At 67.2% G+C, this 12,813-nt stretch carries 13 protein-coding genes; all 13 read left to right on the top strand.

Features of this window, described 5'->3' with window-relative positions:
- The first annotated feature begins 23 nt into the window (after positions 1-23).
- Genes pyrH through lpxB form a run of 13 tightly spaced genes read left to right on the top strand, consistent with a single transcriptional unit; the run spans position 24 to position 12,811 of the window.
- The gene (gene pyrH, locus AC0L6G_RS03985; protein WP_293827021.1) at positions 24-758 is read left to right on the top strand and encodes a UMP kinase; all 735 of its coding nucleotides are present in this window, start codon (positions 24-26) and stop codon (positions 756-758) included.
- A gap of 43 nt (positions 759-801) precedes the next feature.
- Positions 802-1,359 (top strand): ribosome recycling factor, encoded by a 558-nt coding sequence (gene frr / locus AC0L6G_RS03980; RefSeq protein ID WP_291536361.1) that lies wholly within the window; start codon positions 802-804, stop codon positions 1,357-1,359.
- 37 nt (positions 1,360-1,396) lie between these two features.
- On the top strand, positions 1,397-2,170 hold the full coding sequence (gene uppS / locus AC0L6G_RS03975) for a polyprenyl diphosphate synthase (protein WP_293827022.1): 774 nt from the start codon (positions 1,397-1,399) through the stop codon (positions 2,168-2,170).
- On the top strand, positions 2,170-2,988 hold the full coding sequence (locus tag AC0L6G_RS03970; RefSeq protein WP_473252904.1) for a phosphatidate cytidylyltransferase: 819 nt from the start codon (positions 2,170-2,172) through the stop codon (positions 2,986-2,988). Before uppS ends, AC0L6G_RS03970 begins: the two co-directional genes overlap by 1 nt.
- Entirely contained in the window at positions 2,985-4,181 is a 1,197-nt protein-coding gene (gene dxr, locus AC0L6G_RS03965; protein WP_473252903.1) for a 1-deoxy-D-xylulose-5-phosphate reductoisomerase, read from the top strand. Before AC0L6G_RS03970 ends, dxr begins: the two co-directional genes overlap by 4 nt.
- Before the next feature lie 27 nt (positions 4,182-4,208).
- Complete coding sequence (locus AC0L6G_RS03960; RefSeq protein ID WP_293827239.1) at positions 4,209-5,426, top strand: M50 family metallopeptidase; 1,218 nt, start codon at positions 4,209-4,211, stop codon at positions 5,424-5,426.
- A 29-nt stretch (positions 5,427-5,455) separates the two neighbouring features.
- The gene (gene bamA, locus AC0L6G_RS03955) at positions 5,456-7,891 is read left to right on the top strand and encodes an outer membrane protein assembly factor BamA (protein WP_291536366.1); all 2,436 of its coding nucleotides are present in this window, start codon (positions 5,456-5,458) and stop codon (positions 7,889-7,891) included.
- A 28-nt stretch (positions 7,892-7,919) separates the two neighbouring features.
- Complete coding sequence (locus AC0L6G_RS03950) at positions 7,920-8,528, top strand: OmpH/Skp family outer membrane protein (protein ID WP_291536367.1); 609 nt, start codon at positions 7,920-7,922, stop codon at positions 8,526-8,528.
- A 6-nt stretch (positions 8,529-8,534) separates the two neighbouring features.
- Positions 8,535-9,548, top strand: a complete 1,014-nt coding sequence (lpxD, locus tag AC0L6G_RS03945; protein ID WP_293827238.1) for a UDP-3-O-(3-hydroxymyristoyl)glucosamine N-acyltransferase — start codon at positions 8,535-8,537, stop codon at positions 9,546-9,548.
- Positions 9,549-9,550: 2 nt separating this feature from the next.
- Positions 9,551-10,015, top strand: a complete 465-nt coding sequence (gene fabZ / locus AC0L6G_RS03940; protein WP_291536369.1) for a 3-hydroxyacyl-ACP dehydratase FabZ — start codon at positions 9,551-9,553, stop codon at positions 10,013-10,015.
- Positions 10,015-10,803, top strand: a complete 789-nt coding sequence (gene lpxA / locus AC0L6G_RS03935) for an acyl-ACP--UDP-N-acetylglucosamine O-acyltransferase (protein WP_293827237.1) — start codon at positions 10,015-10,017, stop codon at positions 10,801-10,803. Before fabZ ends, lpxA begins: the two co-directional genes overlap by 1 nt.
- A complete protein-coding gene (lpxI, locus tag AC0L6G_RS03930; RefSeq protein ID WP_293827236.1) occupies positions 10,800-11,636 on the top strand; it encodes a UDP-2,3-diacylglucosamine diphosphatase in 837 nt (278 codons plus the stop codon). Before lpxA ends, lpxI begins: the two co-directional genes overlap by 4 nt.
- Complete coding sequence (lpxB, locus tag AC0L6G_RS03925; RefSeq protein ID WP_473252901.1) at positions 11,633-12,811, top strand: lipid-A-disaccharide synthase; 1,179 nt, start codon at positions 11,633-11,635, stop codon at positions 12,809-12,811. Before lpxI ends, lpxB begins: the two co-directional genes overlap by 4 nt.
- Positions 12,812-12,813 lie beyond the last annotated feature (2 nt).

Here is a 12,813-nt window from a genome sequence, read left to right as displayed (position 1 = left end):
AGCAGCCAACGGACCCTCCGCCCATGCCCGACGCTCCCTCGAACTTCCGCTACAAGCGCGTCCTGCTGAAGGTCTCGGGCGAGGTGCTGATGGGCGATCAGACGTTCGGCCTGGACATGAAGACGGTCGATACCGTCGCCAATGCCGTCGCCGATGTCGCGGCCGAAGGGGTCGAGATCTGCCTGGTCATCGGCGGCGGCAACATCTTCCGCGGCCTGTCCAAGGCGGCGGCGGGGATGGAGCGCGCCCAGGCCGACTATATGGGCATGCTGGCCACCATCATGAACGCTCTGGCCATGCAGTCGGCGCTGGAGAAGATCGGCGTCTCGACCCGCGTGCAGAGCGCCATTCCGATGGCCGCCATCGCCGAACCCTACATCCGCCGCCGCGCCCTGCGTCACCTGGAAAAGGGCCGGGTGGTGATCTTCGCCGCCGGCGTCGGCGCGCCGTTCTTCACGACAGACTCAGGCGCCGCCCTGCGCGCCGCCGAAATGGGCTGCGACGCCTTGCTGAAGGGCACCAGCGTCGACGGCGTCTATACCGCCGATCCCAAGAAGGATCCGACAGCGACCCGCTACGACACCCTGACCTATCAGGATGTGCTGGCCAAGGATCTGCGCGTCATGGACGCCTCGGCCATCGCCATGATGCGCGATACCGGCATCCCCATCGTGGTCTTCTCGATCCGGGAAGACAATTCCCTGCGCCGAACCCTGACCGGCGAAGGCACGTTCACGGTCATTCGGGACGCCGCATAAGGCGTCCGCGCGGCCAGGAAGAAAACGAAGAGAGACCAAGAGCATGGCGAAACCCGACCTCAAGACCTACCGCGACCGGATGGACCGCTCCGTCGCCGCCCTGAAGGAAGAGTTCAGCGGCCTGCGCACCGGACGCGCCAACGCCGGGCTGCTGGAGCCTGTCCGCGTCGAGGCCTATGGCTCGGCCTCGCCCCTGACCGCCGTCGCCGCCATCAGCGTGCCCGAACCGCGCATGATCAGCGTCAATGTCTGGGACAAGGGCATGGTCGGCGCCGTGGAAAAGGCGATCCGCAACGCCAACCTGGGCCTGAACCCCATCGTCGACGGCCAGACGCTGCGCATCCCCGTGCCGCCGTTGACCGAGGAACGCCGCAAGGATCTGGTCAAGCTGGCCGGCAAGTACGCCGAGCAGCAGAAGATTTCCGTACGCAACGTGCGTCGCGACGCCAACGACGATCTCAAGAAGGCCGAGAAGGCGGGCGAGATCAGCCAGGACGAACAGAAGAAGATGGAGACCGAGGTCCAGAAGGACACGGACGCGGCCATCAAGCGCATCGACGAGGCCTTGAAGACCAAGGAACAAGAGATCATGCAGGTCTGAGGCGAAACGGCTTGGGCCTGAAGGGATCGCACGACAGATGACGGCAGACCGCGTCGCGCCTCCCGGCCAACGCCCGGAAGACCTGCGTTCCGAGGGGCCGCGTCATGTCGCCATCATCATGGACGGCAACGGGCGCTGGGCCAAGGCGCGGGGCCTGCCGCGCGCGCTCGGCCACCGCGAGGGGGTTCAGGCGCTGAAGCGTACGATCCAGGCGGCGCCGGATCTGGGCATCCGGTGCCTGACCGTGTTCGGCTTCTCCACCGAGAACTGGAGCCGGCCCGAGGACGAGGTTTCGGACCTGATGGGTCTGGTGCGAACCTATGTGGCCAGCGACCTGACGCGGCTGGAAAAGGCGGGCGTGCGTCTGCGCATCCTGGGGCGCCGTGAAGGCCTGCCCGCCGACATCGCCGACATCATCGACAAGGCCGAGGCGAAGACGGCGCACAACGAGCGCTTCCTGCTTCAGGTCGCCTTCAACTATGGCGGCCGAGCAGACCTGGTGGACGCCGCGCGTCGGCACATGGCGCGCCTGGCGTCCGGCGAGACGACCGAGCCCCTGACCGAACAGACCTTCGAGGCCGGTCTGGCTACGGCGGGATCGCCGCCCCTGGACCTGATCGTGCGGACGTCGGGCGAACAACGGCTGTCGAACTTCCTGTTGTGGGAGGCGGCCTACGCCGAACTGGTGTTTCAAGACATTCTATGGCCGGACTACGGTCCCAAGGCCCTGGCCGAGGCGGTCGCCGCCTATGGCCGTCGCGAGCGTCGCTATGGCGGCCGCGAGGTCGAACCGATGCGTGAAACAGCCTGATGGCGGTCAAGGGACGCGACATCGCCCTACGCGCCGCTTCCGCCGTCGTCCTGGCGCCGGCCGCCGTGGCCGCGACCTGGGCCGGGGGCGTCTGGTTCCTGGGCCTCATGGTGGCGGCCAGCGTGGTCCTGGCGTTCGAATGGGCGGCGATGAGCGTGCCGCACGCCAGGCGCGTCATGGGCGGCGCCGTCAGCTTCGGCGTCGTCGCGGCCGTGGTCAGCGCCCATTTCGGCGTCATGTCGGTGGCCTTCATCATGTTGGTCTTCGGAGCCGCAGCCGCCGGCGTCTACGCGCGCAGCCGGGGGCAGGAGGCGTTGGACGCCGCCTATGGGGTTCTCTATCTAGGTTGGCCCTCGGTTCTGTTGATCTGGTTGCGCGGCGTGGACAGCCCGGTCGGCCTGCACTGGACCGTGCTGGTCTTCGCTGTGGCCTGGTCGGCGGACATCCTGGCCTATCTGGCGGGATCGACCTTCGGCGGCCCGAAGCTGTGGCCGCGCTTTTCGCCCAACAAGACCTGGTCCGGCTTCATCGGCGGCATTCTGGCCGGGGCGGTCGCGGGCGCCGTGATGACCGCCTGGGTCGATATGGGCGCTCTGACCGTGGTGTGGGGCGCCATTCTGGGCCTGGCGGCGGCCTTGGCGACCATGGCGGGCGACCTGTGGGAGTCGGCGCTGAAGCGACGGTTTGGCGTCAAGGACGCGGGCAACACCATCCCCGGACATGGCGGGCTGCTGGACCGGGTGGACGGGTTGATGTTCGCCGTCGTCGTGGTGGCGGCCGGGCGCCTGATGGTCCTGATGCTGGAGCAGGGCGCGTGATCCGTCGCCGCGTCACGGTGCTGGGCGCGACCGGATCGGTCGGCTCCTCGACCCTGGACCTGATGGCCCAGGCCGAGGCGTCCGGCGCGGGCGGTTTCGAGGTCGAGGCCCTGACTGGCGGGGCCAACATCGCCAAACTGGCCGAGCAGGCCCGGCGCTGGAAGCCGCGATTGGCCGTCACCGCCGATCCGGCGCGGTTGGAGGAATTGCGGGCGGCCCTGGCCGGGACCGGCGTCGCGGCGGCCGCCGGGGAAGCGGCTGTCGTGGAAGCCGCCACCCGACCCGCCGACTGGATCATGGCCTCGATCGTCGGCGCCGCGGGGCTGAGGTCGGCCTGGGCGGCGGCGGGGACGGGCGCGACCCTGGCCCTGGCCAATAAAGAAAGCCTGGTCTGCTGCGGCCCCGCCCTGATCCAGCGGGTCGGGCGGGCAGGGGGGAGACTGATCCCGGTCGATTCCGAACATTCGGCCATCTTCCAGGTGTTTCCGGCCGAGGCGCCGGAACGGGTGGCGAAACTGGTGCTGACGGCTTCGGGCGGCCCTTTCCGCCAGACCCCGCGCGAGCGGATGGTAGCTATCACGCCCGAACAGGCCGTCGCTCATCCGAACTGGAGCATGGGCGCCAAGATTTCGGTCGACAGCGCCACCATGGCCAACAAGGGCCTGGAGATGATCGAGGCGGCCTATCTGTTCGCCATGCCTCAAGAGCGGATCGAGGTGGTGGTCCACCCCGAATCGATCATCCACAGCCTTGTGGAATATGTGGACGGATCGACCCTGGCGCAGATGGGGCCGCCGGATATGCGCACCCCCATCGCCTGCGCCCTGGCCTGGCCCGACCGGATCGCCTGGCCGGCGCCGAAGCTGAACCTGGCCGCGCTGGGCCGGCTGACGTTCGAGGCGCCCGATCTGACGCGGTTCCCGGCTCTCGATCTGGCGCGCCAGGCGCTGAGGGCTGGGGGCGCGGCGCCCGCCGTGTTCAACGCCGCGAACGAGGTCGCGGCCTTCGCCTTCCTTGACCGAAAGCTGGCGTTTCTCAATATTGCCGCAGTCGTCGCCGAAACCCTTGAGCGTGCGACGAAAGCGGGGATGGTTTTCGGCTCTGGAGACGCCTGCGGCGCGGCCCTGACGGTCGACGCCGAGGCGCGTCGAATGGCCGGATCCGTCATCGCCGGCCTTGCCAACGCGGCCTGAGGACAGGCCAGGGGAGACGATTTTCGAATGCTGGGCGTCATGGGTCAGATCCTGATCTCCATCGCCTCGTTCCTGCTGGTGCTGACCTTCATCGTCACCATCCACGAACTGGGTCATTTTCTGGTCGCGCGCGCGTTCGGCGTGAAGGTGGATCGCTTCGCGGTCGGCTTCGGCAAGGCTGTGTTCAGGCGGACGGATCGCCACGGAATCGAATGGCGGCTGGGATGGCTGCCCCTGGGCGGTTATGTGAAGTTCTCAGGCGACCTGGATGCGTCCAGCGTGCCCGATCAGGCCGGGCTGGATCGGTTGCGCCAGCGGGTGGTCGCCGAGCGCGGGCCGGGGGCCGAGCGTGATTACTTCCATTTCAAGCCGGTATGGCAGCGCGCCCTGATCGTCGCCGCCGGTCCGGTCGCCAACTTCATTCTGGCCATCACCATCTTCGCCATCGTCTTCATGGCGGTGGGAACGCAGTTGCGCCCGGCGCGCGTGGCCCAGGTCCAGACGGGATCGCCCGCCGCCGCCGCCGGTTTCCAGGTCGGCGACCTGATCACCCAGGTCAACGGCAAGACCATCAAGGATGGCGGCGAGGTGACGCGCACCGTGATGCTGTCGACCGGCGACCCCGTGCATTTCACGGTCGAACGTGGCCGGGAAACGCTGAGACTGACCGCCGTTCCCGAACGCCGCGAGGAGAACGACCCCGTGGCCGGGCGGATCAAGGTGGGCCGGATCGGCCTGGGCCTGGGGTCGACAGCCGCCGACGTGCGCCATGTCCGCTATGGTCCTGTCGGCGCCATAGTCGAGGGCGTACGCCAGACCGGCGACGTGATCGGCTCGACCTTGACCTATCTTGGGCGGCTCGTGACGGGTCGTGAATCCGGCGATCAGTTCAGCGGCCCGCTGGGCATCGCCAAGGCGACCGGCTCCCTGACGACGGCGGCGGTCGAGGCCAGCCCGGCGCCAAGCCAGATGGCCGTCAATCTGGTCCTGACGCTGACGACCCTGGCCGCCATACTTTCGATCGGAATCGGCTTTCTAAATCTGCTTCCCATTCCGATCCTCGACGGCGGGCACCTGCTTTTCTACGGCTATGAGGCCGTGGCCAGGCGACCTGTGTCGGCGCGGTTCCAGGAGATGGGCTATCGCGCAGGTCTTGCGCTTTTGGCGGGATTTATGTTGTTCGCGACGTGGAACGACCTACAGAAGCTCAACCTCCTCCAATTCCTCGGCGGGCTCGTTTCGTGAGCCGACGCCAGCCCCCGATGGTTTCCCGTATGAATGACATGACCTCCAGCGCCGCCGTCCGACTGAGCGCCCGTTCCAGCCTGCTGGCGCTGGCCGTCGCGGCCGGCCTCGGCGCGCCTGCCCTGGCCCAGACCGCGCCCGCCGCCACGTCCGCCCAGACCGCCGCCGCGCCCCAGGCGGCCGAAGGCGAGCAGACGCCGCGCGTGGAGATCGCCGCGCCCCAAACCATCACCATCAACCGCATCCTGGTGCAGGGCGCGCAACGGATCGACCAGACGACGGTCCTGTCCTATCTGCCGATCCGTCCGGGCGACGCGGTGGACGCCTCTGTTCTGGATGTCGCGGTTCGCACCCTGTCGCGCACCGGCCTGTTCGCCGATGTCCAGCTTGGCGTTCAGAACGGCGACCTGATCGTGCAGATCAAGGAAAACCCGATCATCAACCAGGTGGTGTTCGAGGGTAACAAGGCTTTGTCGCAGGACAAGCTGACCAAGGAAGTCACCCTGGCGCCGCGCGGCATCTACACCCGCGCCAAGGTCCAGGAAGACGTCGGCTCCATCGTCGAGCTGTATCGCCTGCAGGGCCGCATCTCCGCGACCGTGACGCCCAAGCTGGTGCAACTGGACCAGAACCGCGTCGATGTGATTTTCGAGATCAACGAAGGCCCGCAGACCGGCATCAGCGCGGTCAACATCCTGGGCAACCAGGCGTTCTCCGACCGCGATGTGCGCGGGGTGATGGTGACTGAGAAGTCCACCTGGTGGAAGTTCTTCTCCAGCAACGACAACTACGATCCGAACCGCCTGGAATACGACCAGGAGCAGCTGCGTAAATTCTACACCAACCGCGGCTATTACGACTTCCGCGTGGTGTCCTCTGTCGCCGAATTGCAGCCGGACGACCAAGCCTTCCAGCTGACCCTGACGCTGAACGAAGGCGACAAGTACAACTTCGGCGAGGTCAAGGTCGTCACCCAGAACGACCGTCTGAACGCCGACTTCCTGCAGCGGCTTATCCCCATTCGCTCGGGCGACCTGTACGAGAGCGACAAGATCGAACAGGCGGTCGACGCCCTGACCTTCGCGGCCGGCTCGGCCGGCTACGCCTTCGTCGAGATCAATCCGACCTATCGCGCCAACCCCGACACCGACACGGTGGACGTGACCTTCAATGTCTCCGAAGGCCAGCGCGTCTACATCGACCGCATCAATGTGGTCGGAAACACCCGCACCATCGACCCGGTGATCCGCCGCGAACTGATGCTGACCGAAGGCGACGCCTTCAACCGCGCGCTGATGGAGCGGTCGCGCAACAACCTGCGCGCCCTGGGCTTCTTCAAGGACGTCACGGTCGAGGAGACGCGCGGCGGCGCGCCGGACCGTTCGGTCATCAACGTCAACGTGCAGGAGCAGCCTACGGGCGAACTGTCGGTCGGCGCCGGCTTCAGTTCGGTCGATTCCTTCACCGTCAACCTGGGTATTTCCGAGCGGAACTTCCGCGGACGCGGCCAGAACGTGGTGGCCCGCCTGGAGTGGGGCTCGCTGCGCCAGCAGGTCGACTTCCGCTTCACCGAGCCCAAATTCCTGGGCCGGGACCTGCGCGCCGGCTTCGATCTGTTCCACTCGCGCTACGACCTGAGCGAATATTCATCGTACGACTATCGTTCGACCGGCGGCGGGTTGCGTCTGTCCTATCCGCTGAACGGCAATATGCTGCTCAGCACCCGCTACTTCTTGAAGTCGGACGAGATCATCGTGCCGTACGGCTATTGTTCAAGCGTCGGCCAGGGATCGTCGGCGCTGTGCGATCAGGTCGGCAGTTATATCAACTCGGCCGTCGGCTATACGCTGCAGATGAACTACACCAACGATCCCGTTCGCCCGACGCGCGGCTGGGCCGGGTCGTTGCGCCAGGACCTGGCGGGTCTGGGCGGCGACGTGAACTATGTGAAGACCGAAGCCGACGCCAGCTGGTACTATGGCTTCACGCCGAACTGGGTCGTCAGCCTGCAGGGTTCGACCGGCTACATCAGCGGGTGGAACGGCGACCCGATCCGCATCAACGACCGCTTCTTCAAGGGCGGCAACAGCTTCCGCGGTTTCGAGACCGCCGGCATGGGGCCGCGCGACCTGAACACCACCGATGCGCTGGGCGGCAATTTCTACGCCATCGGGACGGTCGAGCTGACGCTGCCGAACTACCTGCCCGAGCAATACGGCATCAAGACTTCGCTGTTCGCCGATGTGGGAACCCTGGGCGTGCTGGATGACCGCTACAAGCTGACCACGACCGGCACGACGAACGCCAATATCGCCGATGAGCTGTCGCTGCGCGCGTCTGCGGGCGTCAGCATCCACTGGAAGTCGCCGATGGGTCCTATCCGCTTCGACATTTCCAAGGTTCTGTCCAAGGAAGACTACGACAAGACGGAATCCTTCCGCTTCTCGACCTCCACCCAATTTTAATCGCGGCTATCGTCCGCACGAGGAACCCATGAAAGCTCTGATCATCGCGGCGACCGCCGCCGCTTCGCTTCTGGCCACCGCCGCCTCGGCGCAACAGGCCGCCGCGCCCGCCAACCCCGGCCCGGTGATCCCTGGCGTCTGCGTCTATTACAACGCGCGCCTGCTGGCCCAGTCGTCGGCCGGCCAGGCCGTCGAAGCCCGGATGCAGCAGTTGGCCCAGGAAGTTCAGGGCGAACTGCAACCCTACGCCACGCAGATCCAGACCGAAGCCCAGCAACTGCAGACCTCTGGCGCCAGCTTGCCGGCGGATCAGCTGCAACAGCGCCGCCAGGCCCTGCAGCAGCGCGCGCAGGAAGCCCAGCAACTGGAAGCGACCCGCGAGAACGAACTGCGCTACACCCTGGGCATGCAGCGCCAAGCGATCACCGAGGCCGTTTCGCCCATCCTGACCGCCCTGTATCAGGAAAAGGGCTGCGGCCTGCTGCTGGATCGCGAAAGCGTCTTCATGATGAACCCGGCCATGGACGTCACGGACCTGGCCATCCAGCGCCTGAACACCGCCCTGCCGACGCTCAGCTTCAACCGCATGACCGTGCCAGCCCAGCCGCAGGCTCAGCAACCGGCCGCCGCCCGCTAAGCGTCGATGCCGGATTCCCGCTTCTTTCAGACGCTTTCGCCCCTCAGCGTCGCCGAACTGGCGGCCAGGATCGGCGGAGCGGTCGAACGAGGCGGGGATCGCATCATCGCCTCCGTCGCGCCCTTGTCCTCTGCGGACGGGGGCGCGATCGCGTTTCTGGGCGACCGAAAATTCGCCGGCGTGCTGAGGGAAACCCAGGCCGGCTGCGTGATCGTGCCGCCCGAGGCCGTGGAGATGGCTCCGGCCGGCGCAGCTGTCATCACCTCGCGTACCCCCCACGCCGCCTGGGCAAAGGCGTCGATCCTGTTGCACCGGCCCATCCTGCTGGATCAGGCGATCACGCGCGGCGAGGCGATCGAGGACGACAGCGTGGTGATCGAGCCCGGCGTGGTCCTGGGCTCGGGCGTGCGCATCGGTCGGGGATCCCGCATCGGCGCCAACAGCGTCATCGCGCCCGGCGTCCAGATCGGCCGCGACTGCGTGATCGGGGCCAATGTCAGCGTCGGCTTCGCCCTGATCGGCGACCGGGTGAAGCTGTACGCCGGCGCGCGCATCGGCGAGGCCGGCTTTGGCGCGACCGGGACCCAGGCCGGGGTGATGGATATCCCGCAGCTGGGACGGGTCATCCTGCAGGACGGCGTGACGGTTGGCGCCAACAGCTGCATCGACCGGGGCGCCTATGACGACACCGTCATCGGCGAGAATACAAAGATCGATAACCTGGTCATGGTGGGCCACAACTGCGTCATCGGTCGCAACTGCCTGCTGGTCGCCAACACCGGCATATCCGGCTCGGTCACGGTAGGCGATAACGTGATCTTCGGCGGCAAGGCGGGGGTCGGCGACCACATCACCATCGGCGAGGGCGCGCGCGTCGCGGCGGGCGCCGGCGTGTTGGCCGACGTTCCTGCGGGGGAAACCTGGTCGGGCTATCCGGCGCGGCCGATCCGACAGTTCTTGCGCGAGACCGTCTGGCTCGCCAAACAGGCCTCATCGAAGAAGGCCCCGAAGGAATCATAGGGATGAGCGAAGACGGCAAGATCGATTACGCCGAGGTGATGCGGCGGCTGCCGCACCGCTATCCCTTTCTTTTGGTGGACAAGGCCGAGGATTTCGTGCCCGCGACTTCCATCGTCGGGATCAAGAACGTCAGCCACAACGAGCCCTTCTTCCCCGGCCATTTCCCCATCGACCCGGTCATGCCTGGCGTGCTGATCGTGGAGGCCATGGCCCAGACCGGCGCGCTTCTGATGTCCAAGACCCTGGACGTGGCCGTGGCGGACAAGGTCATCATGTTCATGTCCATCGACGGCGTGCGCTTCAGAAAGCCTGCCCGGCCCGGCGATCAGCTGCGCATGGAGGTCAAGGTGATCAGGGCGCGGGGCGACGCCTACAAGTTCCGGGGGGAGACCTCCATCGACGGCAAACTGGCCGCCGAGGCCGAGTTCATGGCCATGGTCGTGACCGTGCCAGAGCCCGCCGCCTGATGAGCGTTCATCCGACCGCCGTCGTCGATGCGACAGCCGTTCTGGCGGACGGGGCGCGGGTCGGGCCGTGGTGCACGGTCGGACCGAACGTAACGCTGGCGCAAGACGTGCGCCTGATCAGCCATGTCGTCGTCCAGCAGGATACGACGGTCGGGGCGAATACGACGATCCACCCCTTCGCCGTGATCGGCGGCGATCCACAGCACAACGGCTACAAGGGCGAGCCGGTGCGGCTGGAGATCGGCGAGAACAATCTGATCCGCGAGCACTGCACGTTCAATCGCGGCACGCCGCAGGGGACGGGCGTCACCGTGATCGGTTCGAACAATCTGTTCATGACCGGTGCCCACGTGGGTCACGACTGCGTGGTCGGCGACAATGTCGTCATGGCGAACAACGCCACCCTGGGCGGCCACGCCCGGGTCGGGGACAAGGTCTTCCTGGGCGGCCTGTGCGCCGTGCACCAGAACGGGCGTGTGGGGCAGGGGGCGATCATCGGGGGCCTAGCGGCCGTGACGCGCGATGTCATTCCGTATGGCTCCGCCTGGGGCAATCATGCGCGTCTGCGCGGGCTGAACCTGATCGGGTTGAAGCGCAAAGGCTATGGCAGGGACCAGGTGCGGCGTCTGCTGGCCGCCTATCGCGACCTGTTCGAAGGCGAGGGGGAGTTCGCCAGCCGGACCGAGCGTGTGACGGAACGCTATTCAGACCTGCCCGAGATCGTCGAGATACTGGCCTTCATCCGCGAGGGCGGCAAGCGGCCGCTGTGCCTGCCGAACGCGGAATGACCAGCCCCAAGCTCGGCCTGATCGCGGGCGGGGGCGATCTGCCCCAGGCGGTGGCCCAACGCTGCGAGGCCGAGGGGCGCGGCGTCTATATCGTGCGCCTGGACGGCTTCGCCGACCCTCATTTGACACGCTGGCCCGGCGACGACTTCGGCATGGCGCAGATCGGGGCGATCTTGAAGGCGCTGAAGTCGAACGGCTGCGGCGCGGTGTGTCTGGCGGGCATCGTCAGCCGCCCCGATTTCAAGACCTTGAAGCCGGACTTCAAGGGCGCGACCCTGCTGCCCGGCATCGTGGCGGCGGCGGCCAAGGGCGACGACGCCCTGTTGCGTAAAATCCTGTCGGTGTTCGAGGCCGAGGGGTTCGCGGTCGAAGGGGCGGACGACATCCTGGGCGGCGAGACGCTGAGCCCCGGCTCCCTGGGAACGATGACGCCCACGCCGGAACAGTTGTCCGATTTGAGAAAGGCGCTGCACGTCGCGGAAAAGGCGGGCGAACTGGACATTGGTCAGGGCGCGGTCGTCTGCGACGGTCTGGTGCTGGCGGTCGAGGCCCAGGAGGGCACGGACGCCATGCTGGGACGGGTCGCCGGCCTGCCCTCGGACTTGCGCGGCTCGGCGTCGGAAAAAAGGGGCGTTCTGGCCAAGGCGCCCAAGCCGATCCAGGACCTGCGCGTGGACATGCCGGTCATCGGGCCGCGAACGGTCGAGATGGCGGCGGCGGCGGGCCTGGCCGGCATCGGCGGGGTGACGGGGCGTCTGATCCTGATCGACCGGCCTGCCGTCATCGCGACGGCGGACCGTCTGGGCCTGTTCGTCTGGGGCGAGACGCGATGAGCCGGCCGCTGAAGATCATGCTGGTGGCGGCCGAGGCTTCCGGCGACGCCCTGGGCGCCGGCCTCGCCAAGGCGTTGAGAGCGCGGCTGGGCGACGATGTCGCCTTCGTCGGCGTCGGCGGGCCGCGCATGGCCGCCGAGGGCGTCGCCAGCCCGTTCGACATCGCCGAACTGTCGATCCTGGGATGGATCGAAGGTTTGCGCGCCTATGGCAAGGTCAGGCGGCGGGTCGCCGAAACGGCGGCGCTGGCCGAGCGCGAACAGCCGGACGCCGTCGTCCTTATCGACAGTTGGGGTTTCACCATTCGCGTCGCCAAGGCCATTCGCGCCGCGCGGCCGGACGTGCCCCTGATCAAATACGTCGGCCCTCAGGTTTGGGCCTCGCGTCCTGGCCGCGCCAGGACCCTGGCGGGGGCCGTCGATCACCTGCTGGCCCTCTATGGTTTCGATGCACCCTGGTTCGAGCGTGAGGGCCTGGCGACGACCGTCGTCGGCTCTTCGGCCCTTCATATCGACATGACCGGCGCAGACGGCCCAGCCTTTCGTACGCGGCGCGGCATAGCGGCCGAGGCGAAGCTGCTGCTGGTGCTGCCGGGCAGCCGGCCCAGCGAGATCGCGCGCATGACGCCTGTCTATGAGGAGACGGTGCGCAAGCTGAAGGCCGTGGACCCGACGCTGGAAATCGCCGTGGTCGCCGCCGGAACCGTAGCCGGGGATGTCGCCGGCCGGATCGCCGCCTGGCCGTTCCGGGTCCATCTGGTCGATGAGGCCGAGAAATACGACGCCATGCGCGCCGCCGACGCGGCCTTGGCCACCAGCGGCACGGTTTCGACCGAACTGGCCCTGGCGGGCGCGCCCATGGTCATCGCCTACAAGATCGACGCCCTGTCCTACTCGCTGATGAAACGGATGGTGACGGCCAAGCACATCACCCTGTTCAACATCGCCGCCGACGACCAGATCGCCCCCGAATACATCCAGCACGAGGCCACGCCCGCCATACTGGCCTCAGCCGTGGGACGGCTGTTGTCCGATCGCGCCCTGGCGCAGGAGCAGGCGCGACGCCAGACGGCGGCGCTGGACCTGATGGGGCGCAACGGGCCAGATCCGTCCGAACTGGCGGCCGACGCCGTCTTGCGCGTCATCGCCGCCAAGGCTGGCGCGGAGCCGATCTGAAG

Source organism: Brevundimonas sp. D3-1P (assembly GCF_055809335.1).
The sequence above is the reverse complement of the archived record's forward strand: the minus strand, read 5'-3'. Positions and strand labels throughout refer to the sequence as shown.